This is a genomic window from Micromonospora lupini str. Lupac 08, assembly GCF_000297395.2.
In the GTDB taxonomy this organism is placed as follows: domain Bacteria; phylum Actinomycetota; class Actinomycetes; order Mycobacteriales; family Micromonosporaceae; genus Micromonospora; species Micromonospora lupini.
Map to the genome: position 1 here is coordinate 3,485,294 of NZ_HF570108.1, position 23,507 is coordinate 3,508,800.

General features: G+C 72.2%; 22 protein-coding genes and 1 pseudogene. 8 read left to right on the forward strand and 15 right to left on the reverse strand.

The features are described from left to right. Positions 1-54: 54 nt before the first annotated feature. The 3 genes and pseudogenes from MILUP08_RS17090 to MILUP08_RS37545 all read right to left on the reverse strand — a co-directional run. On the reverse strand, positions 55-855 hold the full coding sequence (locus MILUP08_RS17090; RefSeq protein ID WP_007459862.1) for a trypsin-like serine peptidase: 801 nt from the start codon (positions 853-855) through the stop codon (positions 55-57). 505 nt (positions 856-1,360) lie between these two features. Then, on the reverse strand, positions 1,361-4,195 hold the full coding sequence (locus tag MILUP08_RS17095; RefSeq protein ID WP_007459864.1) for a PQQ-dependent sugar dehydrogenase: 2,835 nt from the start codon (positions 4,193-4,195) through the stop codon (positions 1,361-1,363). 575 nt (positions 4,196-4,770) lie between these two features. Further along, positions 4,771-5,499, reverse strand: a pseudogene (locus MILUP08_RS37545) (ThuA domain-containing protein); the annotation flags it as partial. A gap of 374 nt (positions 5,500-5,873) precedes the next feature. Here MILUP08_RS37545 and MILUP08_RS17105 point away from each other — a divergent pair. Continuing rightward, positions 5,874-6,221 (forward strand): hypothetical protein, encoded by a 348-nt coding sequence (locus tag MILUP08_RS17105; RefSeq protein WP_007459866.1) that lies wholly within the window; start codon positions 5,874-5,876, stop codon positions 6,219-6,221. Between the two features lie 24 nt (positions 6,222-6,245). Here the strand turns inward: MILUP08_RS17105 and MILUP08_RS17110 are convergent, their stop codons facing one another. Both MILUP08_RS17110 and MILUP08_RS17115 read right to left on the reverse strand, forming a co-directional pair. Continuing rightward, the gene (locus MILUP08_RS17110; protein ID WP_007459867.1) at positions 6,246-6,974 is read right to left on the reverse strand and encodes an alpha/beta fold hydrolase; all 729 of its coding nucleotides are present in this window, start codon (positions 6,972-6,974) and stop codon (positions 6,246-6,248) included. Between the two features lie 121 nt (positions 6,975-7,095). After that, positions 7,096-7,839 carry an SAM-dependent methyltransferase gene (locus MILUP08_RS17115; protein WP_007459868.1) on the reverse strand — a complete coding sequence of 248 codons (744 nt, stop codon included), beginning with the start codon at positions 7,837-7,839 and terminating at the stop codon, positions 7,096-7,098. A 105-nt stretch (positions 7,840-7,944) separates the two neighbouring features. Between MILUP08_RS17115 and mug the strand changes: the two genes are divergently transcribed. Beyond that, the gene (gene mug, locus MILUP08_RS17120) at positions 7,945-8,514 is read left to right on the forward strand and encodes a G/U mismatch-specific DNA glycosylase (RefSeq protein ID WP_007459870.1); all 570 of its coding nucleotides are present in this window, start codon (positions 7,945-7,947) and stop codon (positions 8,512-8,514) included. On the opposite strand, the gene MILUP08_RS17125 is transcribed toward mug, so the two are convergent. Both MILUP08_RS17125 and MILUP08_RS17130 read right to left on the reverse strand, forming a co-directional pair. Further along, positions 8,511-9,026, reverse strand: coding sequence for an SRPBCC family protein (locus MILUP08_RS17125; RefSeq protein WP_007459872.1), 516 nt, complete (start codon positions 9,024-9,026; stop codon positions 8,511-8,513). The two genes, mug and MILUP08_RS17125, sit on opposite strands and share 4 nt — an antisense overlap. Further along, positions 9,023-9,385 carry an ArsR/SmtB family transcription factor gene (locus MILUP08_RS17130; RefSeq protein ID WP_202805221.1) on the reverse strand — a complete coding sequence of 121 codons (363 nt, stop codon included), beginning with the start codon at positions 9,383-9,385 and terminating at the stop codon, positions 9,023-9,025. Before MILUP08_RS17130 ends, MILUP08_RS17125 begins: the two co-directional genes overlap by 4 nt. Before the next feature lie 88 nt (positions 9,386-9,473). Here MILUP08_RS17130 and MILUP08_RS17135 point away from each other — a divergent pair, with 88 nt between their 5' ends. Further along, on the forward strand, positions 9,474-10,571 hold the full coding sequence (locus tag MILUP08_RS17135) for a calcium:cation antiporter (RefSeq protein ID WP_039906166.1): 1,098 nt from the start codon (positions 9,474-9,476) through the stop codon (positions 10,569-10,571). 19 nt (positions 10,572-10,590) lie between these two features. On the opposite strand, the gene MILUP08_RS17140 is transcribed toward MILUP08_RS17135, so the two are convergent. The 3 genes from MILUP08_RS17140 to MILUP08_RS17150 all read right to left on the reverse strand — a co-directional run bounded on the left by MILUP08_RS17140 (position 10,591) and on the right by MILUP08_RS17150 (position 12,898). Continuing rightward, positions 10,591-11,844 (reverse strand): RNA polymerase sigma factor, encoded by a 1,254-nt coding sequence (locus MILUP08_RS17140; protein WP_007459878.1) that lies wholly within the window; start codon positions 11,842-11,844, stop codon positions 10,591-10,593. A 3-nt stretch (positions 11,845-11,847) separates the two neighbouring features. Continuing rightward, positions 11,848-12,240 (reverse strand): YciI family protein, encoded by a 393-nt coding sequence (locus MILUP08_RS17145; RefSeq protein WP_237747105.1) that lies wholly within the window; start codon positions 12,238-12,240, stop codon positions 11,848-11,850. A gap of 295 nt (positions 12,241-12,535) precedes the next feature. Beyond that, a complete protein-coding gene (locus tag MILUP08_RS17150) occupies positions 12,536-12,898 on the reverse strand; it encodes a hypothetical protein (RefSeq protein WP_007459884.1) in 363 nt (120 codons plus the stop codon). 161 nt (positions 12,899-13,059) lie between these two features. Between MILUP08_RS17150 and MILUP08_RS17155 the strand changes: the two genes are divergently transcribed. Both MILUP08_RS17155 and MILUP08_RS17160 read left to right on the forward strand, forming a co-directional pair. Next, the gene (locus MILUP08_RS17155) at positions 13,060-13,803 is read left to right on the forward strand and encodes a neutral zinc metallopeptidase (protein WP_007459886.1); all 744 of its coding nucleotides are present in this window, start codon (positions 13,060-13,062) and stop codon (positions 13,801-13,803) included. Positions 13,804-13,924: 121 nt separating this feature from the next. Then, positions 13,925-14,581: an HAD family hydrolase gene (locus MILUP08_RS17160; RefSeq protein ID WP_039908208.1), complete on the forward strand. Its 657-nt coding sequence runs from the start codon at positions 13,925-13,927 to the stop codon at positions 14,579-14,581. A 16-nt stretch (positions 14,582-14,597) separates the two neighbouring features. Here MILUP08_RS17160 and MILUP08_RS17165 read toward each other — a convergent pair whose 3' ends face one another. The 5 genes from MILUP08_RS17165 to MILUP08_RS17185 all read right to left on the reverse strand — a co-directional run bounded on the left by MILUP08_RS17165 (position 14,598) and on the right by MILUP08_RS17185 (position 20,619). Further along, positions 14,598-14,975: a carboxymuconolactone decarboxylase family protein gene (locus MILUP08_RS17165; protein WP_007459890.1), complete on the reverse strand. Its 378-nt coding sequence runs from the start codon at positions 14,973-14,975 to the stop codon at positions 14,598-14,600. Positions 14,976-15,138: 163 nt separating this feature from the next. Next, positions 15,139-17,694, reverse strand: a complete 2,556-nt coding sequence (locus MILUP08_RS17170) for an ABC transporter permease (protein WP_007459891.1) — start codon at positions 17,692-17,694, stop codon at positions 15,139-15,141. Continuing rightward, positions 17,694-18,461, reverse strand: a complete 768-nt coding sequence (locus tag MILUP08_RS17175) for an ABC transporter ATP-binding protein (RefSeq protein WP_007459894.1) — start codon at positions 18,459-18,461, stop codon at positions 17,694-17,696. The genes MILUP08_RS17170 and MILUP08_RS17175 overlap by 1 nt, the downstream gene beginning before the upstream one ends. Positions 18,462-18,815: 354 nt before the next feature. Then, positions 18,816-19,502, reverse strand: coding sequence for a response regulator (locus MILUP08_RS17180; RefSeq protein WP_007459896.1), 687 nt, complete (start codon positions 19,500-19,502; stop codon positions 18,816-18,818). A 202-nt stretch (positions 19,503-19,704) separates the two neighbouring features. Continuing rightward, positions 19,705-20,619, reverse strand: coding sequence for a RecB family exonuclease (locus tag MILUP08_RS17185; RefSeq protein WP_007459897.1), 915 nt, complete (start codon positions 20,617-20,619; stop codon positions 19,705-19,707). A gap of 173 nt (positions 20,620-20,792) precedes the next feature. Between MILUP08_RS17185 and MILUP08_RS17190 the strand changes: the two genes are divergently transcribed. The 3 genes from MILUP08_RS17190 to MILUP08_RS17200 are packed head-to-tail and all read left to right on the forward strand — an operon-like array spanning position 20,793 to position 23,450. Then, on the forward strand, positions 20,793-21,851 hold the full coding sequence (locus MILUP08_RS17190) for a site-2 protease family protein (protein ID WP_237747262.1): 1,059 nt from the start codon (positions 20,793-20,795) through the stop codon (positions 21,849-21,851). Beyond that, positions 21,848-22,849, forward strand: a complete 1,002-nt coding sequence (locus MILUP08_RS17195; protein ID WP_007459900.1) for a tRNA (adenine-N1)-methyltransferase — start codon at positions 21,848-21,850, stop codon at positions 22,847-22,849. Before MILUP08_RS17190 ends, MILUP08_RS17195 begins: the two co-directional genes overlap by 4 nt. 28 nt (positions 22,850-22,877) lie before the next feature. Further along, the gene (locus tag MILUP08_RS17200) at positions 22,878-23,450 is read left to right on the forward strand and encodes a hypothetical protein (RefSeq protein WP_007459901.1); all 573 of its coding nucleotides are present in this window, start codon (positions 22,878-22,880) and stop codon (positions 23,448-23,450) included. The last annotated feature ends 57 nt before the right edge of the window (positions 23,451-23,507 follow it).

Sequence of the window (23,507 nt, forward strand, 5' to 3'; positions counted from 1 at the left end):
GTGCATCGTCCACTCTAGAACCGGGTGCCTGTCAAGCCACCGACCGGAAACGGGTCACTGCTTGTTCTTCGCCACGTTGTAGATGTCCAGGACGTCGTCGTCGAAGTACGGGCCGTACATGTTGCCCGAGTACTTGTACGACATCACCGAGTTGACGTACCCGAACCGGAGGTCGTTGTCCCAGGCGCGCAGGAACGGGCCTCCGCTGGAGCCGTGGTTGAGCGGGCAGTCCTTCAGCTTGACCCGCTGCGCCCCGGCGGCCTTGATGCCACCCTGTGCGTAGTACTGCGACTGGCCGTCGTACGGGGCCTCGCCGGGGTAGCCGAGCAGCAGCGCCGTGAGCGACTTGGACTTGTTGACGCTGAGTCCCTGCCCACCGGTGACGTGCACGAGCCGGTCGCCGTTGCGGGGGTGCATGGTGACGAACGCGAAGTCCCACCAGAGGTAACCCCAGTCGACCCAACCCTCGACCGAGGTGAACTCCTTGGCGAACCAGAGGCCGTGCAGCGCGACACCGTCGGTGAACTCCGGGGCGTACGCCCAGTTGTCGAACCAGACCGACCCGCCGTCACCGGGATGGACGCAGTGCCCGGCGGTGGACACCATGTTGGCCTGCGGGTTGTTGATGGTCCCGCCGGAGCAGAAGAAGTCCTCGTCGTTGTGGGTGAAGAAGACGCGCCCGACTCCGGGTGAGGCGTTCACCGACTGGGTGCCCTGGCTGGCGCCGTCCACTGCCGCGCGCACACCGGCCGTCGACGATCGTGGGGCCGCCGGCGTCGCCACGTCCCGGGCCGCGCCGATTCGGCCGGGACGGTCGGCGGCCTCCCCGTCGACGGTGTCGACCCCGTCCGGCATGGGGGCGGGCGGGCCGCGCGCATGCGCTCCGGCGTCCAGTAGGCGTTTCCCGCCGACGCCGCGGCGTCCGCGTCGGTGGACACCCGCCCGTGAATGGTGGCGCGCGCCCCGGTCACGGTCGCCGAGGCGCTGGGCGCGGTCGCCGCCGCCGCACCCGCCCGGGCCGGCGTCTGCGCGACGGCGAGAGTGGCCACCAGCATGATGCCCACCGGGACGAATCCGAGTTTCCTGCGCACGAGACCCCCTGAGGTTGACGGTCGACGTCACTACGCTCCGACGTCGCACCGCCCACGCTAGGCGCGGGCATTCGATCCCCAGTGGTCCTGTCGCGTACGGTCGGTGACGGTTGCCTGACTGCGGAACGCGCTCCGCCGTGTCTGAGAATCCTTCACTATCGCCTGTGGGGACTGGTCTCAGAAAGAAGCCGGGGCGGACGGTGTGCACCGTCCGCCCCGGACTTCCGCCGTTTCACGGCCCGGCCGCCGACCAGGCCGGGTAGCGCCGCCTAGCTGGTGGTGAGGACGAACCTCTCCCAGGACCCGACGGACGTGCGGTTGGCGATCAACGCGCCCGCCCCGGCGTTCTCGGCGGCCACGATCTGGTTGTTGGCCAGAGCCCGCAGGCCGATCGTCCCGTCCGAGTTGTTGATGATCTGGAAGGTCTCCCACGGGCCGATCGTCGTACGGTTCGCGATCAACGGGTTGGCGCCCGCGTTGTCAGCGCAGACGTACAGCCCGTTGGCGCGCGAGCGCAGGGCGATGTTGCCGTTGCCGGCGTCCACCCGGTCGAACTGCTCGGTCGTCGAGACGCTCGCCTTGTTGGCGATCAGCGGGTTGGTGCCGACGGCCGACACGTACTGGTTGTTGACCTGCGCCCGCAGCGTGATCCCCCCGGTGGGTGGGGTGGTGGTGCCGGTGGTGAAGGTGAACGCGTCGAGGTCGAACAGGTTGCCCGAGCCGCCCTTGAACACCAGGTACAGCGTGGTCGACGCGGTCGGCGGGTTGCTGATGGCCGCCGAGACGTCGACGAAGGTCTCCCAGTTACCGGTCACCGGCACCGTGGCGGTGCCGAGCAGGGTGCCGGTGGCGGACCCGGTGCGGACCTCGATGGTGCCGCCGGCGCCGGCCGAGGAGACCCGCGCCGTGAACCGGGTCGCGTTGGCCAGGTTGTACGGCTGGTACGAGATCCAGTCGTTGTTCTCGATGAACCCGGCCGTCCGGCCACCCTCGGCGTTGGTGTGGTCGGTCGCCTGCACGCCGGACTGGGCGCTGAAGTGCTCACCCTGCCGGTGCTTCGGCTGGAGGGTCCTGATGCTGTGCGTGGTGAGCCCACCGTTGTCGGTGTAGGCCGCGTCGAAGACCCCGTAGATGTTGGCCGCGGAGTCGTGCTCCCCGTCGGTCGGGACGGTGATGGAGCCGCTGCACCCGTTCTTCGAGGTGATCTGGTGCGCGTGGCTGTCGTGGCCCAGCGCGTAGGTCAGGCTCACCTTGGAGCAGTCGATCGTGCCGTCCTGCGGGTCGCTCACCGAGATCTGGTACGACACCGTGTCACCGAAGCTGAACAACTGCCCGTCCACGGGCGAGGTCAGCGTCACCGTCGGCGCGGTGTTCCCCACGGTGACGACCAGGCTCGCCGTGCCGGACAGGCCGGTCGGGTCGGTGACCTTCAGGGTGGGGGAGAAGGTGCCGTTGGTGGTGTACGTCTTGGTGGGGTTGGCCGCCGTCGACGTGGTGCCGTCGCCGAACGTCCACAGGTAGCTCAGCGCCCCACCCTCCGGGTCGGAGCTGCCGGCCGACGAGAAGTTGACCGTCAGCGGGTTCGACCCCGAGGTCGGGTTGGCCGAGGCCACCGCGATCGGGTTGCGGTTGCCGCCACCGATGTACTCGATCCGGAACAGCGCCTGGTTGTTCGAGCCGGTGCCGTAGTCGAGCACGTAGAGCGCGCCGTCCGGGCCGAAGGCCATGTCCATGACCTGCGTGCCGCTCCACGGGAAGCTGGAGATCTCCCCGCGCGAGCCGTCGGCGTTGATCGCGATCGGCTTGATCCAGCGACGGCCGTACTCGCCGGCGAAGAACAGGCCGTTGAGCGACTGCGGGAACTTGACGCTTGAGTTGAGCGAGGCGTCGTAACGGTAGACCGGCCCGGCCATGGGCGACTCGGAGCCGCTGCCGAACTCCGACGGCGATCCGGAGTCACCGGCGTACTTGATCCAGGCCGGCTTCGCCGCGGGCAGCGTGCCGAGACCGGTGTTGCGGAACGAGTTGTTGGTCGGCCCGCCGGTGCAGTTGTACTTCGACTGCGACGGCCCGGACGGGAAGGTGTATTCGTTGTATGTTTCCGTGCTGGTGTTGCTGCCGGTGCAGTACGGCCAGCCGAAGTTGCCCGGTGCCGTGATGCGGTTGAACTCGACCTGGCCGGAGGGGCCACGGCTGGAGTTCGTGGACCCGGAGTCGGGGCCGTAGTCGCCGACGTAGACCACGCCTGTCGCCTTGTCGACGCTCATCCGGAACGGGTTGCGCAGACCCATCGCGTAGATCTCCGGACGGGTGTTGGCCGTGCCGGGCGCGAACAGGTTGCCCGACGGGATGGTGTACGTCCCGTCCGCCTGCGGCTTGATCCGCAGCACCTTGCCCCGCAGGTCGTTGGTGTTGCCCGCCGAGCGCTGGGCGTCGAACTGCGGGTTGCGGTTGGTCCGCTCGTCCAGCGGCGCGTACCCGGACGACTCGAACGGGTTGGTGTCGTCGCCGGTGGTCAGGTACAGGTTGCCGGCGCTGTCGAAGTCCAGGTCACCGCCGACGTGGCAGCACTGCCCACGGTCGTTGTTGACCTGGAGCACGACCTTCTCGCTGCTCAGGTTCACCGTGTCGTCGCTGTTGAGGGTGAACCGGGACAGGTTGAGGTGCCCCTTCCACCGGTCCCAGTCCGACTGCGAGCCGGTGGTCGGGGCGTCCCCGGACGGGGTGCTCAACGTGGGCGAGTAGTACAGGTAGATCCACCGGTTGGTGGCGAAGTTGGGGTCGACGGCGACGCCCTGCAACCCCTCCTCGTCGTGCGTGTAGACGGACAGGGTGGCGGAGGTCTTGGTGTTGCCGTTCACGTCGGTGACCCGCAGGACGCCGTTGCGGGCGGTGTGCAGCACCGAGCGGTTGGGCAGGACGGCCAGGGACATGGCCTCACCCAGCTCGGCCGAGCCGGTGGCGAGTTTGACCTGCTGATAGTCGGAGGCCGGGATGACCACCGCCTGAGCGGTGGAGGGCGCGGCCACGGCCAGGGCCACACTCGCGGCGGTGGTTACCGCAGCGACGAGTGCCCGGGACCAGCGCCGGGGGTTCGAAAGCATGATCGTCCTTTCTCGACGACCAGGGCCGGGGCGTGCGGGGGCGCACCACGGCCAGGTGAGGTGGTGGAGAGCTAGCCGCGGAGCGGTCAGTTGGTGACGAAGTCGAACTTCTCCCACTGACCGATGGAGGTCCGGTTGGCGATCAGCGGGGAGGAGCCTCCGTTGTCGGCGGCCACGTACCGGCTGTTCACGGTGGCTCGCAGGCTCACCGTGCCGTCGGAGTTACGGATCAGCTGGAACGTCTCCCACGCGCCGGCGGTGGCCCGGTTGGCGATCAGCGCGGACGCCCCGGCGTTCTCCGCCGCGACGAACTGCCCGTTGCTCTTGGCGCGCAGCGCGACGTTGCCGTTGGCGAGGTTGACCACCTCGAACCGCTCACTGGTGCCGGCGGAGGTCTTGTTGGCGATCAGCGGGGTGGTGGCGTTGGGTGCGCTGACGTACTGGTTGTTGGCGCGAGCCCGCAGGGTGGAACCGGTGGCGGCGGGCGGCGGGGTGGTCGGCGGGGCCGTCGTCGGCGGGGGCGTGGTCGGCGGCGCGGTGGTCGGCGGGGCCGTCGTCGGCGGCGGGGTGGTCGGCGTCGTCCCCGGCGAGCAGTTGGCGCTCACCGAACCCGCGGCGACCTGCAGGCCGCCGAGCAGCATCCGGGTGAAGTTCGGGTCGGTGTACGACGCCTCGGTGTGCCCGAGACCCGTGTACCAGGCCCGTCCGCCGCCGACCGTCTTGCACCAGGTGATCGGGTGGTCGCCGTTCATGTTGCCGCCGCTGTAGGACGACTCGTCGAGGCTGGCGAGGACCCGCGCGGTGGAGCGGGGGTTGGTGCGGTAGTTGTACCACTCGTCGGAGCGGGACCAGGTGGCGGGCAGGTGAGCCGTCGACGGGTTGGTCCGGTCCTCGATCTTCACGGTCGCCGTCTGGATCGCCGGGTGCGAGTCGAACCACGCCCCGACGAGCTGGCCGTACCACGGCCAGCTGTACTCGGTGTCGGCGGCGGCGTGCACGCCGACGTACCCACCACCGGACCCGATGTACGACTCGAAGGCCGTCTGCTGGCTGGCGTTGAGGACGTCGCCGGTCGTCGACATGAAGACCACCGCCTGGTACTGGGCCAGGTTGGAGGTGGTGAACTGGCCGGCGTCCTCGGTGGCGGTCACGCTGAAGCCGTTCGCGGCGCCGAGCTGCTGGATGGCGGCGATGCCGTTGGGAATGGCCGAGTGGCGGAAGCCTGCGGTCTTGCTGAACACGAGGACCTTGGTCAGCGGTGCCGCCGAGGCGGTGGTCGGCAGTGCGACCAGACCGGCCATCATCACGGCCAGGCCGGTGACGAGGGCCAATAGACGGGGACGGGAACGCATGGTGTTGCTCCTCTGCTGAGCGTCGACCCCGAAGGTGTGCACGAGGGCACGCCGGGGCCACGGTGGCGGTGGTGCGGAAGCCGGGCCGCCGATGCTCGGCTGAGATGGTGCGGTGATGTGGTGCGGTGATGTGGAGCGGTGGTGAACGTGCGATTGGCCAGCCGATGACCCCGACCAACCTCAGTGGACGGTCGGCGTGCATCGACTCGCATCGCTGACGCAGTAAACCTCCGATGTCTGGGCCCCGTCAAGCCCACCCGCCCCGGCCAGGGACGCACCGTGGCACGGTCAGCGCCGGCGTCGGGGCGGGACGTAGGGTCGGCCGTATGTCCACCGACGAAGATCGGGAGCGGCTCGCCGGGCACCTCGCGGCGCTGCCGGTCCGTGAGCTGGTCGACGTCCTGCGGCGTGTCCTACCGCACTTCGAGCAGGAGGCGTACGGCATGCGGACGGCGCTGACCCTGGCCAACGTCACCTGGTACGAGGACGATGTCGACCCGGGCCTCGACGTCGAGCTTGTCGCCTGGCCCGATCGCGACCACTACGGCGGGGAACTGGGCCCGGATCAGGGTCTGTGGGAGAACGGCAGGTGCCCACGCTGCGACGTCGAGGTCACCTCGAACGCCAAGCGGGCGCACTGCCCGTACTGCGGCACCGCGTGCGCCCTGACCTGACGGTGGGCGCCGGCGTCGCGCTGGTCAGCTCCGGCTGTCCGTGGCGGGACCGCGAGTGCCCCGGGTCGCCATGAGGATGAGGTCGGCGATCGTCTCGGGGTGCGTGACCATGGCGAGGTGCGAGGAGTCCACCTCGATCGTCGTCGCGTCCATCCGCTCGGCCAGGAACCGCTCCAGCTCGGGCGCGGTGGTCCGGTCCGCCGTGGAGACGGAGTAGTAGCAGGGGCGGTTCCGCCAGGCCGCGACAGTCGTGCGGCCCGCGAACAGGTCCCCGGCGATCGGCCCCTGCGCGGCGTAGAGAGAACGCGCCCGGGACTCCTCGACGCCGCCGGCGAAGTCGTCGAGGAACGCCTGCTCGCTGAGCTGCGCGAAGCCGTCGTCGTGCACGAGCCCGGCGTTCGCCGGCGGGGTGGGGAACCGCGCCGCGAGCGCCGTGAAGTCCTCCCCGGCGTCCGGCGCGCGGGCGGCGACGTACACCAGGGCGGTGACCGCGGGATGGTTGCCGGCCTCGCTGATGACCGTGCCCGCCCAGGAGTGGCCCACCAGCACCGTCGGCCCGTCCTGCCGGTCGAGAGCGCGGTTGGTGGCCGCCACGTCGTCGGCCAGGGAGGTCAGCGGGTTCTGCACCGCGGTGACCGTCAACCCGGCCCGGTGCAGGAGGGGAATGACGTCGGACCAGGAGGAGCCGTCGGCGTACGCGCCGTGCACGAGGACGACGTTGCTGACGGGCCCGGTCGGGGTCGTGCCGCTCATCCGCACCTCCGCACGCCACGACGCCGTGCCACCGCCCGGCCGTCGACGACAGTTCTCGTCAGCACTCTTCCCCACCGGGGCGGGGTCGGTGGGCCGAACGGGCGAGCTTCCGCCAGCGGGGTCAGCGACCGAGGACGAGGTACGCGAGGCCGAGGACGTCGCGGTAGCCACCCACGTACTGGCGCAGCCGGTCGTCGAGCTCCGCGCGGACCTGGTCCGCGCGGGGATCCTCGGGGTACGTCAGCAGCCACTCCTGCCGCCCCGCGAGCCAGGTGGACTCGAAGTCGTCCCACTCGCGCTGATCGGCGGTGCTCAGGTGCAGCAGCCGCCAGCCCCGCTCGCGCGCGGCCTCGACGAGGCCCGCGAGATCGGTGACCTCCGTGCCGAAGATCTGCTCGGCCTCCGTCGTGGGGTCACGCTGCCAGTACGCCTCGCCGAACAGCAGTCGCCCACCCGGACGGACCACGCCGGCGAGCGCGTTGAGAGCCGCCCCGGTGCCGCCGAAGGCGTGCGCCGAGCCGATGCACAGGACCCGGTCGGCCGGCTCGTGCCAGGCCGCCGCCTCGCCCATCACGAAGGCGACGTGCCGGTTCAGCGACCTCTCGGCGGTGAGCCTGCGTCCCCGGGCGAGGGCCGCCTCGTCGGTGTCCACACCGACACCCCTCGTCGCGACCGGGCCCGTCACGCCGCCCGCGGCGACGGCGCGCAGCAGCAGCTCGCCCCAGCCGCAGCCCAGGTCGAGCACGCGCGCGCCGGGGCGTACGTCGAGTCGTCGCAGCAGCAGGGCGGCGTGCTCCTCCGACAGCGGCGTGTTCCAGCGCATCCGCGCGTAGCGGCTGGCGGCGAGGTGGTCGGTGCTGTTCATCCGTTCAGGGTGTCAAGTCGTGATCACCGGCGCGCACCGGGTGGGGCGCGTTCGCGTTGTGCGCAGGTCGGGACGCGCGTCGGGGCGTACGGCAGGATCGGTGGGGTGGACGCGGGCGCGGCGCAGCCCTGGCGGCCGCCGACCCGCCACGAGGTCGCGGCCGCGGCCGGTCGCGGCCTGGTGGACGTGATCGGTCCCGGCCTGCGGGTGCTCTTCTGCGGCTTCAACCCGGGCCTCTACTCGGCGGCGGTGGGGGAGCACTTCGCGCGCCGGGGCAGCCGCTTCTGGCCGGCCCTGCACGGCGCCGGCTTCACCGACCGGGAGCTGCGCCCGTGGGAGCGCGCCGAGCTGCTGCGCCAGGGGCTGGGCATCACCAGCCTGAGCAACCGGGCCACCGCCCGTGCCGACGAGCTGACCTCCGCCGAGCTGGTGGCCGGCGTGACCGGGCTGGCGGTCAAGGCGGAGCGACACCGGCCACGGTGGGTGGCGATTCTCGGGGTGACCGCGTACCGGATCGCGTTCGTCCGGCCGAAGGCCGGGCTGGGTCCGCAGCCGGAGCGGCTCGGCCCGGCCCGGGTCTGGGTGCTGCCCAACCCCAGCGGCCTGAACGCGCACTTCCCGCTGCCGGCGCTCACGGCGGAGTTCGCGGCGCTGCGCCGCGAGGCCGGCCCCTAGGCGTGTGGCGCGGCCTCGGCGGCGGCCAGCGCCTCGTAGTAGGGCGTCATGGCGGGGTGGTACTCGTCGAACTCCGGTCGGGGTGAGCCGTCCCGCGCGGCGACGAACAGGTCCAGGTAGTACTCCCAGCCGGCGCCCACCTCGGCGATGCCCTCCACGCTGGTGAGGTGCTGCACGAAGCGCAACCCGGTGGTGCCGTCGGCCTCGGTCAGCGCGAACTCCAGCAGCCAGGTGCCGTAGCTGTCGGTCATCGACACGGCGAGGCGCCGGTGCGGGTCGCACGCGTCGATGTGGACCTCGCACCAGGGCAGCTCCTCCTCGTACGCCATCTGGACCCGGATGGTCCGGCCGGGCCCGGCGTCGCCCTCCCACGGGCCGAACCAACGGGCCGTACGCTCCGACTCGGTCAGGCTCGCCCACACGTCCGCCGCCGGGGCACGGAACATGCGGGTGAGGACGAGATCGTGGCCGGTGGCGGTGCGAAACAGGCGTCCCGCGGGTGTACGCGTCATGCGACGTGCTCCGTTCGATGCTCTGCCGGGCCGCGGGCGCGGCGTTCCCGGCGGGTTCGATGGACCTCGGTCTCCAGCGCGTCGAGGCGCTGCTCCCACCTCTGCGGTGCGGTGAACTCGGCGAGCCAGTGGGCAAGTGCGGCGAGTGGGCCGGGGTCGAGCCGGTAGATCCGGCGGCGGCCGACCACCTCGTCGCGGACCAGTCCGCTCTCCCGCAGCACCCGCAGGTGGCGGCTGACGGCGGGTCGGCTGATGGCGAACCGTTGGGCGATCTCGCCGGCGGCCAGCGGCGCGTCGCGCAGCATGGTCAGGATGCGCCGCCGCACCGGGTCCGCGATCGCGGTGGCCACCTCGTCCACGCCGGAAGCGTAACCCATGGGTTACGGGTTTGGGTGCCGCTGCGTCGATGGTGGGCGCATGATCACGTCAGCTGGCACTCTTGACGGCATGCCAGCCCAGCTTCGATCCCGCCTGCTCGACTGGACCGTCGCCGTACCCGTGCTCGCCGTGCTGGTGTTGCTCGTGACGTGGGGACGAGACCTTCCCGCCCCCGTCGTCGTGGTGGTCGCCGCGTTGCTGGGCGGCGCCGTGCTCGCCGCCGTGCACCACGCCGAGGTGGTCGCCCACCGGGTGGGGGAGCCGTACGGCTCGCTGGTGCTCGCCGTCGCGGTCACCGTCATCGAGGTGGCCCTGATCGTCACGCTGATGATCAGCGGGCCGGAGAAGACCCAGTCGCTCGCCCGGGACACCGTCTTCGCCGCCGTCATGATCACCTGTAACGGGATCCTCGGCCTCTCCCTCCTGCTCGGGGCGCTGCGCCGACGCGTGGCCGTGTTCAATCCCGAGGGCACCGGCGGGGCCCTCGCGACCGTGATCACCCTGGCCACGTTGAGTCTGGTCATCCCGACGTTCACGGCCCGACCCGGCCCGCAGTTCAGCCCGGCCCAGCTCACGTTCGCCGCCGTCGCGTCGCTGGCGCTCTACGGGTTGTTCGTGCTGGTGCAGACCGGCCGGCACCGCGACTACTTCCTGCCGGTCGACAGCCAGGGCCGGGTGATCGACGCGGAGGAGCACGCCAGGCCGCCGACCACCCGCGCGGCGCTGGTCAGCCTCGGGTTGCTGCTGGTGGCGCTTGTCGCGGTGGTCGGCGACGCCAAGACCGTCTCACCGACCATCGAGGCCGGCGTGGCGGCCGCGAACCTGCCGCACGCGTTCGTCGGCGTGATCATCGCCCTGCTGGTGCTGCTGCCGGAGACTCTGGCCGCCGCCCGCGCCGCCCGCCGGGACCGGGTGCAGATCAGCCTCAACCTCGCCCTCGGCTCGGCGATGGCAAGCATCGGCCTGACCATCCCGGCCATCGCCGTCGCCTCGATCTGGCTGGACGGCCCGCTGCTGCTCGGCCTCGGCGGCACCCAGCTCGCGCTGCTCGCCCTCACCGCCGTGACCGCCGTGCTGACCGTCGTGCCGGGCCGGGCCAACGTGTTGCAGGGCGGCGTGCACCTGGTGCTGCTTGCCGCGTTCGTCTTCCTGGCCGCCAGCCCCTGACCCGCACGGCCCTGCCGGCTCAGCCCGGCGGGTCGTCCGCGAGACGGTCCGCGCGGGCGTTCAGGTAGCGCTGCTGCGCCAGGTTCGTCGAGCGTGCCGCCGCCATCCGGTACGCCTCCCGTGCCGCGACCCGCTCACCCACCCGCTCCCACAGGTGGGCGCGGGCGGCCGGCAGCCGCGGATCGTCGGCCAACCGGACGTCGTCGGCCAGGTCGGCAAGCAGCGCCAGACCAGCCGGCGCGCCCCGGCTCATGGCCACCGCCACCGCGTGGTTGAGCGCCACGACCGGATTGTCGGACAGGCCGAGCAGCACCTCGTACAGGGCGGTGATCTGCGCCCAGTCGGTGGCCGCCGCGGTGGGCGCCTCGTCGTGCACCGCCGCGATGGCGGCCTGGAGCTGGTACGGCCCGACGACCCCGCGCGGCAGTGCCCCGGTGATCAGGGCGACCCCCTCGGCGATCTGGTCGGCCCGCCACCGGCGGCGATCCTGCTCGGCCATCGGCACCAACTCGCCGTGCGCGCCGATCCGCGCCGGCGCGCGGGCGTCGGTGAGCAGCATCAACGCGAGCAGCCCCGCGACCTCGGGGTCGTCGGGCAGCAGCCGGTGCACCAGCCGCGTCAGTCGGATCGCCTCGGCGGTCAGGTCGGCGCGCAGCAACCCCGGGCCGGCGGTCCGCGCGTACCCCTCGGTGAAGACCAGGTAGAGCACGTGCAGCACCGCGGCGACCCGGTCGGCGCGCTCCGCGGGCGTCGGCGGCGCGAACCGGAGGCCGCTGTCGCGGATGCGCTGCTTGCCCCGGCTGATCCGCCGGGTCATCGTCGCCTCCGGCACCAGGAACGCGCGGGCCACCTCGGCGGTGCTCAACCCGCCCACCGCGCGCAGCGTGAGCGCGATCTGCGACGCCGGGGTCAGCGCCGGGTGGCAGCACAGGAACAGCAGCACGAGCGTGTCGTCCGCGTCCGCCGCCGCCGGCCGGTCGGCGGCCGGCGCCCGCCACTGCTCCGGCAGCACCCACCGCGCCACCGTCTCCTCCCGCCGCGTCCGTGCCTGGTCGCGCCGGAGCAGGTCGGTCAGCCGCCGGGACGCGACGGTGATCAGCCACCCCCGGGGATTGTCCGGTACGCCGTCGCGCGGCCAACCGTCCGCCGCCGCGATCAGCGCCTCCTGCACCGCGTCCTCGGCGGTGTCGAAGTGCCCGTAGCGGCGGACCAGCGCGCCGAGGACCTGCGGCGCCAACTCGCGCAGCAGGTTCTCGGCGGGCGTTGCCGGCACCGGTCAGCCGACCAGGTCCTCGACGCCGTCCAGCACCGGCCGCACGTCCACGTACGCGCCGGGGGTGTCCGGGTCGACCAGGCCGGCGGCGATCTCGGTGGCCCGGTCGAAGCTGGCGCACTCCACGATCGTGTAGCCCGCCAGGACCTCCTGCGTCTCCGGGTACGGGCCGTCGGTCACCACGGACGCCCCGTCGCGTACCTGCACGCGGCGGGCGTGCACCGGCTCACTGAGACCCCGCGCGTCGACCAGCTCCCCGGACTCGGCGAGCGCCTGGTGGAACGTCTCCATGTGCTGGTGCATGGCCGCGATCTGCTCGGCGGACATGACCGGCCGATCGGTTGCCCGCCCCGACAGCACGTCATAGTCCTGCTGCGACCCGTAAAGCAAGATCATGTACTTCACACCGCTGCCCCCTTCTGACAAGCGCACCGCCCGGACCGGGCCGGCGTCACCAGAAACGTCGAACCCACCCCGCCCACCCGGACACCAACCCCACCCCATCCCTGGTTGATCATGAAGTTATTGCCCTCGATGCCGGCGTGTCGGCGCAATAACTTCATGATCGACTAGGTGGGGCGGGGGTTGGGCGGGGTGGGACGCTCGGGTGCGCCGGCAGCGGTATGAGGCCGAGCGGCACGCTGACCAGGGCGACACCTGGCAGCGCGGACGCGATTCCAGCGGATGAGGGTCACTGACCGTAGGAGAGGCGGAGGCGGTCGTTGATCAGGTAGTTGAGGCGGTGGCGCAGGTAGCCGAGGGTGCTCTCGCTCGGCAGGTCCGCCTCGGTGGTCAGGGTCCAGCGCAGCGTGCAGTCCCCGCCGGGTGATCCGTGCGTCACGTCGAAGCGGATCCGGTCCAGCGGCCGGTGCGGCCACAGTGACGACCACACCAGCAGCACCGGCGCGTAGCCCGCCACCACCCGGGGCGGCACCTCGTCGTCGCGCAGCTCCAGCCAGGGGCGAGCGCCCGCCTCGTACGGGTCACGCAGCGACCGCCACACGACATGCGCCGGGGCCGGCTGGCTACGTCGGCGGCTGCCCAACACGTGCACGTCGCCCTCCTCGCCGGACGGTCCCGTCCGCCCCGGGTCATTGTGGCGGCCCGGCGCCGGCCCGTGAACCGTCCGGCCCGGTCGTGCGTGCATCCGGTGGGCGTGGCGGTCGTACCGTCGGGGTAACGCACAGCCTGAGCGCCGATGTCTGGGGAGGCACCGTGGGGGCATGGTCAGGACGCGACGCCCGGGGACCACTGGCCGGCCTGTTGGTCGCCGCGCTGGTGTCACTCGCCTGCGCCGGCGGTGGGCTGGCCGAGCCGGAGGGCGAACGCCCGGGGGCGAACCCGTCGGCAGCTTCGCCGGGGCCGAGCGCCACCCGCGCCGACAGCACCACAAGCGTGGCCGAGTTCAAGCAGGACGTCGCCGACGCGCAGGCGGTCGCCGAGCGCTACTGGGCGGCCCAGTTCAAGGCGTCCGGGAAGCGCTTCGCACCCATCCGGCGGGTCACCCCGTACCAGCGGGCCGGCGAGGTCTCCTGCGGCGGGCAGCCGCTGCCCCGCAACAACGCGGTCTACTGCTCGCAGGGCGACTTCATCGCGTACGACGTCGCCTGGTCGGTCGCGGCGTTCCGCGAGGTCGGTGACGCGTTCGTGTTCTACCTGCTCGGCCACGAGTACGCCCACGGCATCCAGGTGCGCCTCGGCATCAACTACAGCTTCACCATCCAGCAGGAGTTGCAGGCCGACTGCATGGCCGGGGCGTACCTCGGCGATTCGGTGCGCTCCGGCGACCTGAGTCTCGCCGAGGGCGACCTGGACGAGTTCCGGGAGGGGGTGGCGGCCGTCGGCGACGACCCCGACCAGCCGTGGTTCGCCGAGGGCGCGCACGGCACCGCCGAGCAGCGCACCGACATGTTCTTCCGCGGCTACGAGCGCTCGCTGAAGGAGTGCGACCTGGGCTGAGCGGGGTTGCCCGGATCACCCGGGCGCCCGTTGCCGCCACCGGCGACGGTCCGTGCTGGCAGGATCGCCGGTGTCGGCCACGACCCTGGAGGATCCGCTGAGCAGCCATCACCCCGCCGCCGTGCTCTTCGACATGGACGGCACCCTGGTCGACAGCGAGAAGCTGTGGGACGTCGCGTTGCAGGAGCTGGCCCGCGAGTACGGCGGTGACCTCTCCGCCGACGCCCGCCGGGCGATCATCGGCACCGCCATGGCCGAGTCGATGCGTATCCTGCACGACGATCTGGGACAGCCGGAACGGGATCCGGACGTCAGCGCGGCGTGGATCAACGCCCGGATCCTGGAGCTGTTCCGCACCGGTCTGCGCTGGCGGCCGGGGGCGTTCGACCTGCTGCGCGCGGTCCGCGCGGCGGGAATCCCCACCGCGCTCGTCACCTCCAGCCCCCGGGCGCTTGTCGAGATCGCCCTGGACACCCTGGTGCGGGACAACTTCGACGTGGTGGTCGCCGGTGACGAGGTGGTCGCCGCGAAGCCCCACCCGGAGCCCTACCTGACCGCGGCGAGGCTGCTGGGTGTGCCGATCGAGCGGTGTGTGGCGATCGAGGACTCACCGACCGGGGTGGCCAGCGCGCGCGCCTCCGGCGCTGCCGTGGTGGCCGTACCCGCCGAGGTGCCGCTGCCCAGCCTGACCGGCGTACACCAGGTGGAGAGCCTGACCGGGGTGGACCTGGAGCTGCTCGCGGCCCTGGCGGCCGACCGGGCCGGCGCGAGCGGCTGAGCCGGGCCGGCGCGGTTCAGGGACGCTCGGCGAAGACCGCCGCGACCACCTGGTAGCCGTCGAACGCCCGCGCCGCCCCCGCGTAGGCGGCCAGGTGGATGAACAGTTCGACGATCTCCTCCCTGGTCACCCCCGACTGCAGGGCGATGCGGAGTTGGCCACGCAGCGGTTCGTGGGTGCCGAGGGTTGCGGCGATCGCCACGGACACCAGGCTGCGGCTGCGCAGGTCCAAACCCGTTCGGGGCCATGCCTCGCCGAAGGTCTGCAGGGTTGCCAGGCGGCGGAACTCCTCGCCCACGGAGGGCTCGCCGTCGCCCAGGGGCAGCACGAGCGGTTGACCGAGCAGTCGCTCGGCGGTCGCGAGCGCGCGCTGGTACGCGTCCTCGTCGGTCATGTCGTCCGTCCCGGGTCTCGGCCGCCGCGACTCGTGGGCGGGCCGACGCCGTGCCGGCCCGACCAGCCTGGCAGCCGCGCGCGACCGACGGGGACGAATCGGCCAGCCCGGACGGCCGAGGCCCCCGACCGCGCAACGGCGGTCGGGGGCCTCGGTGGCGCGGTCAGTCGTGGGCGATCGCGCCCAGGACGTTGATCCGGGCCGCCCGCACGGCGGGGAGCACCGCGGCCACCACCCCGATGATCGCGGCGAGACCGAGGAAGACGCCCATCTGCCCCCACGGCAGGATCAGGTCGGTGATGCCCTCGTCCTTGAGTGCCTCGACGACTGCGGCGCCGAGGCCGCTGCCGACCGCCACGCCCAGCAGCGCGCCGAACACGGAGATCACCACCGCCTCGACCGTGATCATGCCCATGGTCTGCCCGCGGCGCAGGCCGATGGCCCGCAGCAGGCCCAGTTCCCGGGTCCGCTCCAGCACCGACAGCGCGAGGGTGTTGATGATGCCCAGGACGGCGATCACGATGGCCAGCGCCAACAGGATCTGGATCATCGTGAGCAGCCCGTCGAGCGAACTGGTCTGCTGCTTGATGAACGCGTCCCGGTCGGCCACCGACACCTCGGGGCTGTCCGCGAGAAGCGTCTCCACCTGCGGCTGCACGTCGGCCACCTGGGTGCCCGGCGCGAGCTGGATGAACCCCTGGATGGGCTGCGGGATGGCGAAGTCCTTCGCCGCGGTCGCCGGCAACGTCACCGGGTTGGTCAGCTGCGACGACTCGTAGATGCCGCTGATCGTGTACGTCCGGGCCTCGCCCCGGGTCAGCTGCACGTTGACTGTCGAGCCGACCGACCAGCCACGGGACGTGGCGGTGTCGGAGCTGGCGAGCATCTGGGTCGGCCCGAGCCGGTCGATGTCGCCGGCGGTGGCCTTCGCGCCGAAGATCTGCCGCAGCGATGCGATGTCGCTGCTCGCCGCCACCCACGTGCTCTCGCCGTCGATCCGGCCCATGTCGCCGTACTCGCCATCGACCATCCGCACGCCGGGCAGGGCCTTGGCCTTGTCCAGGACGCCCGGGTCGAAGCTCGGCGGACGCGGACCGCCCTGCTGCCCGGAGATCACCAGCTCGGCCTTGATGGTGTCCTGGGCGAGGGCGCTGATGCTGCCCTTGGCCGAGTCGAGGATCACCGTGACGCCGGTGACCAGCGCGATGCCGACCATCAGCGCGGCCGCGGTGATCGCGGTGCGGCGCGGGTTGCGCCCCGAGTTCAGCCGGCCCAGCTTGCCCGGCACCGACCAGGAGAAGATCGCCCCGAGCAGGCTCACCACCGGCCGGCTGATCAGCGGCGTCAGCAGCGCCACGCCGATGAAGGCGAACAGCACCCCACCCAGGATGGTGGACAGGGTCTGACCACCCGCGTTGCCGCTGAGCCCCAGGAAGAGCAGCACCGCGCCGATGCCGGTGACGACCGCCCCGGCCACCGTGACCTTGGTCAGTGGCCGGTCCGGGGTGGCCACGTCCTGCATGGCGGCGATCGGCGGGATCCGGGATGCCCGCAGCGCCGGCAACAGCGCCGCCACCACGGTGATCACCAGACCGACGCCGAACGACCCGATCACCGCGGCCGCCGGCACACCGATCCCGGCCAGGGTCAGCCCACCGGCCAACTTGCCGAACAGGAACGCCAGCAGCGCCCCCACCCCGATGCCGGCCGCCAGGCCGAGCACCGACGCGATCAAACCGACCGCGATGGCCTCCAGCACCACCGAGCCGATGATCTGCCGGCCGCTGGCCCCGATCGCGCGCATCAGCGCCAACTCCCGGGTGCGCTGCGCCACGATGATCGAGAAGGTGTTGAGGATCAGGAAGGTGCCCACCAGCAGCGCCACCGCGGCGAAGCCGAGCAGGATCTTGTTGAAGAAGGACAGGCCCTCCTTCAGGCTGGCCGAGGCGTCCGCGGCCACCTGCTCGCCGGTCTTCACGTCGAAGTCCGCGCCCAGGTTGCGGGCCACGTCGTCGCGCAGCGTCTCGTCCGAGACGCCGTCGGCGGCGCGCAGCGTGATGCTGCTGAACGTGTCCGGCTCGCCCAGCATCAGCCGCTGCGCGACAGGCGTGGTGAAGAAGACCTCGTTGACCCCGCCGATCGAGTCCCGGTCACCGCTGTAGCCCATGATGCCGACGAGCGTGAAGTCCCGCTTCTTCGACTCGAACGCGGTGAGCACACCGACCTTCTGACCGACCTGCACCTTCGCCGTCGTGGCCAAGGCCTTGTTGAGGACGATCTCGTTCTCGGCCTGCGGCGCGCGCCCCTCCCGCAGCTGCATCAGGTCGCTCTCGCCGATCCAGTTCTCGCCCAGCTGCGGCGGACCGAACGACGTGACGACCTTGCCGTTGCTGCCGATCACCCGGGCGCCGTCGGCGTTGACGATCCCGGTGGCCGAGGCCACCCCCGGCACCTGCTTGACCCGGTCCACCACGGCGGCCGGCAGCGGAGCGGCGGTCTGCTCGCCCTCCATCTCGTTGACCTCGACCTTCGGCTTCGCCGCGACGTTCACGTCGATCTCGGAGAAGCCGTCGGCGAAGACGGAGTCGAAGGAGCGGCCCAGCGTGTCGGTCAACACGAACGCGCCGGAGACGAACATGACCCCGAGCACCACCGCCAGCCCCGACAGGATCAGCCGGACCTTGCGGGCCAGCAGACTCTTGAGTGTCGCCCGGAACATCAGTTGCCCACCTCAGCCGGAGCGTCCAGCTTCTTCATGGTGTCCAGCACCGTCTCGGCGGTCGGCTCGATCAACTCCGAGACGATCTGCCCGTCGGCGAGGAAGACCACCCGGTCGGCGTACGCCGCGGCGGTCGGGTCGTGGGTGACCATGACGATGGTCTGGTTGTGCTCACGCACCGAGTTGCGCAGGAAGCCGAGCACCTCCGCGCCGGAGCGCGAGTCCAGGTTGCCGGTCGGCTCGTCCGCGAAGATCACCTCGGGGCGGGACACCAGGGCCCGCGCGCACGCCACCCGCTGCTGCTGACCGCCGGAGAGCTGCGCCGGCCGGTGGTCCAACCGGTCCTGCAGGCCCACCGTCTTGATCACCGTGTCGTACCAGGCCGGGTCCGGCTTGCGCCCGGCGATCGACAACGGCAGCAGGATGTTCTCCTTCGCGGTGAGCGTCGGCAGCAGGTTGAACTGCTGGAAGATGAAGCCCACCTTGTCCCGGCGCAGCTTCGTCAGCCCCGAGTCGCCCAGCCCGGTGACAGTCGTCGCACCGATCGACACCGTCCCCCGGGTCACCGAGTCCAGACCGGCCAGGCAGTGCATGAGCGTCGACTTGCCGGAACCCGACGGGCCCATGATCGCGGTGAAGCGGCCACGTTCGAACTCCGCGCTGACCCCCCGCAGCGCGATGACCTGAGCCTCGCCGCTGCCGTACACCTTCCACACGTCGTTCGCCCGGGCCGCGGCCTGCGCCTGCTGGCCTACCGTCGCGGTCACGTCATCTACCTCTTCCGTCTGTCCGTATCTCACGCCGCCCCCCGATGGTCCGGCGCGACTGTTCCATCATCGGCGCTGCTCGGGCCCGCCTTGTCCGCCCACGGGGGGACCCGGCGCGGATTTCCCGCTGCGGGTGCACCCCCATGCCGCATCAGGGTTGCCCCTGACCCGACGGCCGGTCGACAGGTTTCCCGACCGGCGAAACACCGCCGGACACGACACTTCCCCCTCACGCCACAGGAGGGTCAACCGCGCCGAGCCACCTACGGTCACGGTAGGTGACCACGGCAACAGGGCCGTCCCCCCACGGAGGGATCTTCGAGTACGCCGGGTGGGGTATCCGCCGCGCGGCCACTACGCCCGCGGGCGGACCAGACCCGACTCGTACGCCAGCACGACCGCCTGCACCCGGTCGCGTAGCCGCAGCTTGGTCAGCAGGTGCCCGACGTGGGTCTTGACGGTGGTCTCGCTCACCGACAGCACCGCGGCGATCTCGGCGTTGGACAACCCCCGGGCCACCTGCACCAGCACCTCGCGTTCCCGGTCGGTGAGCGCGCTGAGCGCCGGCGACGGTGTCGCCGCCGGGTCCGGCAGCAGGTCGGCGAAGCGTTCCAGCAGCCGCCGCAGGATCCGTGGCGCGACCACCGCGTCCCCGCCGGCCACCGTGCGGATCGCCGCGATCAGATCCTCGGCCGGCACGTCCTTGGCCAGGAACCCGCTGGCACCGGCCCGCAACGCGCCCACCACGTACTCGTCCAGGTCGAACGTGGTCAGCACCAGCACCCGCACCGGCAGGCGGGCGTCGACTATCGCCCGGGTCGCCGCCACCCCGTCCATGCGGGGCATCCGAATGTCCATCAGCACGACGTCGGGCAGCAGCCGACGGGACAGCTCCACCGCCTCCACGCCGTCGCCGGCCTCCGCCACCACGTCCAGGTCGCTCTCGGCGCCCAGCACCATCCGGAAGCCCGTGCGCAGCAGCGGCTGGTCGTCGGCGAGCAGGATCCGTACCGGCCGCGCCGAGGGCGCCTGATCGCTCATCTCGTCTCCCGTCCCGCCGACGTCGTGGCGCGCACCGGTCATCCTCGCGTACCGGAGCCGGTGCGTCGCGGATCACCGTAGAGGCCGGCCCGTCGAACTGTCCCGACCGCTGCGGCACCGCTGCGGTCGGGCCCCCGGGCGTCGGCGTGCGATCCCGGCGGCCCGGGTCGCCGCGCCGCGCGTACGCGTCGCTCGGGCCGGGTCAGTCGTCGGCGCCGGGCACCACCGGAGCGGATCGGGCGTCGCGCAGCGGATCGGCGTTCGCCGCCGCGACCGGGAACGGCGGCGGGGTCCCGCCGAAGGTGGGGCAGAGCGCCTGGTGACTGCACCAGTCGCACAGCTTGCTCGGACGGGGCCGGAAGTCCTGTCGGGCGGTGGCCTGCTCGATCGCCCGCCACAGCGCCACCACCGTGCGCTCGAAGCGGACCAGCTCGTCGGCGTCCGGGGTGTAGTCCAACACCTCCGCGTCGCGCAGGTAGAGCAGGCGCAGCACCCGGGGCACCACCCCCCGGGTGCGCCACAGCACCAGCGCGTAGAACTTCAGCTGGAACAGCGCACGGGCCTCGAACGCCTCCCGGGGAGCGCCGCCGGTCTTGTAGTCGACCACCCGCAGCGCGCCGTCCGGGGCGACGTCGAGCCGGTCGAGATAGCCCCGGATCAGCAGCTCCTCGTCGACCACCGCGGAGATCAGGCTCTCCCGCTCGGCCGGCTCCAGTCGGGTCGGATCCTCCACGGCGAAGTAGCCCTCCAGCAGCCCCGCCGCGGAGCGCAGGAACTCCACCGGGCCGGCCGGCTCGGCGCCGTCGAAGATCCCGGCCAGCTCCGGCTGCTCGGTGACCAGCCGGTCCCACTGGGGAGCCACCAGGTCACCGGCCGCGGCCGGTGTGCGGCCCTGCGCGGGCAGGTCGAACAGCCGCTCCAGCACCGCGTGCACAAGCGTGCCCCGCGCCTGCTCGACTGTCGTCCGCTCCGGCAGCCGGTCGATGCTGCGGAACCGGTAGAGCAGCGGGCAGGTCTTGAAATCCGCCGCCCGCGACGGGGACAGCGAGGCCCGCACCGTCGTCGGCGTCTGCGCCGGGGAGGAGGACTGGGGGGTGGTGACCGGTTCCGCCGTCATGTCCGCAAAGGTTAGGGCACCGGTGTGACACCGCCCGCCGCCCGCCCCACGCCGGGCCGGTCCGTAGCATCGGTGCGATGGAGCAGACATCCCCGCCGCCGCGTCGGTCCGACCGGCGACCCGGTCTGAGCGTCGGCCGGGTGCTCGGGGTGCCGCTGCACCTCAACGCCTCGATGCTCCTGCTCGCCGTGCTGGTCGCCGTGCTCTACGCCGAGTTCGCCCGCCGGCAACTGGACCTGCCGCAGGTCAGCGGCTACCTGATCGGCTTCGGGTTCGTGGTGTCACTGCTCGGCTCGGTGCTGCTGCACGAGCTGGGTCACGCGCTCACCGCCCGCCGCTACGGCATCGGTGTGCGCGGGATCACCCTGGAACTGCTCGGCGGGTACACCGAGATGGACCGGGACGCCCCGACGCCCAAGGTCGACCTGCTGGTGTCGCTCGCCGGCCCGGCGGTCTCCGCGGTGCTCGGCGTCCTGGCGGTCGCCGCCACCGTGGCCCTGCCCCAGGGCACCGTGGCCCACCAGCTCGCCTTCCAGCTCGCCCTGAGCAACGTCATCGTCGCGGTGTTCAACATCCTCCCCGGGCTGCCGCTGGACGGCGGGCGTGCCCTGCGCGCCGCCGTGTGGGGTCTCACCCGCGACCGGCACCGTGGCACCGAGGTCGCCGGCTGGGCGGGCCGCGTCGTCGCCGTCGGCACCGCCGCCCTGGTCGGCCTGCTGACCCTGGCCGACCAGCTGGCGCCGGTGGCGCTGCCGCTGATGCTGCTGGTCGCCGTCACGCTCTGGCGCGGCGCCGGGCAGTCGATCCGGGCCGCGCGGGTCGGCCGACGGTTCCCGCTGATCGACCTGTCCCGGCTGGCGCGGCCGATCTGGCCGGTGCCCACCGGCACACCACTGTCCGAGGCCCAGCGCCGCCGCGCCGAGGGCGGGCAGCCCACCGCCGCGCTGCTGGTCACCGACTCCACAGGTCACCCCGTGGCGCTCGTCGACCCGGCCGCCGCCGCGGCCGTCCCCGCCGAGCGTCGACCCTGGCTGGCGGTGGACGCCGTCGCCCGCGCGCTGGCCGGTCTCCCCACCCTGCCGGTCGGGCTCGACGGCGAACGGGTGATGGAGGCCGTGCAGACCCACCCGGGCGCGCAGTACGTGGTGACGTCAGGCGAAGATGTCGTCGGCATTCTGCACATCGGGGACCTGGCACAGCTCCTCGAACCCAACCGGAAGATGACATCGTGACCGCAACTCCCTCCACCGTCGCCGCCGACACCGCCCCCGGAGCGCTGACACCCGTGCACCGTGGCCCGTTCCGGCCCGGCGACCGCGTGCAGCTGACCGACCCCAAGGGGCGGATGCACACCGTGACGCTGGAGCCCGGCAAGGAGTTCCACACCCACCGCGGCATCCTGGCGCACGACGCGCTGATCGGGCTGCCCGACGGCAGCGTGGTGACCACCTCCGGCGGCGGCACCGCCTTCCTGGCGCTGCGCCCGCTGCTCTCGGACTACGTGCTGTCCATGCCGCGCGGCGCCCAGGTGATCTACCCGAAGGACTCGGCGCAGATCGTGGCGATGGGCGACATCTTCCCCGGCGCGAAGGTCCTCGAGGCCGGCGCCGGCTCCGGCGCGCTCAGCTGCTCGCTGCTGCGCGCCGTCGGCACCGAGGGGGAGTTGCACTCGTTCGAGCTGCGCGACGACTTCGCCCAGATCGCCAAGCGCAACGTCGAGGCGTTCTTCAACGGGCCGCACCCCTCCTGGAACCTGCACGTCGGCGACGTCGCGCAGTGCCAGGAGACCGGCTTCGACCGGATCATCCTGGACATGCTCACCCCCTGGGAGACCCTCGACATGGTCGAGCGGGCACTGGTGCCCGGCGGCGTGTTCATCGGCTACGTCGCCACCACGCCCCAGCTCTCCGAACTCGTCGAGGCGCTGCGCGAACGCGGCGGCTGGACCGAGCCCCGCGCCTGGGAGTCGCTGGTGCGCGACTGGCACGCCGAGGGCCTCGCCGTCCGCCCCGACCACCGGATGATCGCGCACACCGCGTTCCTGGTCTCCGCGCGCAAGCTCGCCCCGGGCGTCACCGCGCCGCCGCGCCGCCGCAAGCCCAGCAAGGGCACCGAGGCGTACGTGCAGCGCCGGCAGGACCTGCGCGACGCCGAGGCGGCCCGACAGGCGGCAGCCGCCAGGGCCGCCGACGCGCAGCCCGACGCGACCGGGGAGATGGACAGGCCGTGACCATCGGCGAGCGGGGGGAGGCGGCGGCATGAGCCGACCGGGTTACGGCGGCGGCGACCTGCCCGCCGTGTTTCCGGACTGGTCGCCCTATCAGGACCTGGAGTCGGCGGCGCGGGCCTATCTGCGCGACCCGGACGTCGCCCTGGAGGCGCTCGGCGGGGTGCTGCGCGGCGCCTCGGTGCTCGGCTTCACCCTGGAACGGTTCGTCAACGAGGTCAACGGCGTGTGGCAGGAGGTCGTCGTCTGCGACGGCAGCCGGCTGATCCTCTGGCACGGTGAGGACGTGCCGCCGGGGGAGGGCCCGCCGGGCTCGATGACGTCGTCGCTGCGGGTCGTGCCGGTCTCCACGGTCACCGAGGTGGGCTGCCGGCGGCGGCTCAACCGCTCCGACAGCGGCGAGATCCGGGTCGACAGCATCGACGTCTACCTGCTGCTCACCTCGCTGGACGAGGCGCCGCCGAGCGAGGAGATGGCGGGTACGCCCCGGCACGACGCGCTGCGCTTCGGCAAGACCCTCGACGACGGCGGCGCCGGGCAGATCGCCCGGCTGGAGGAGTTCGCCCGGCTGGTGGCGTCGGTGGTCGGCCGCCCGATGCTCTGAGGACGTACACCGGACGGGTGGAGCCGGCGCCGCGCGGACGGCGCGACGTCGGCTCCC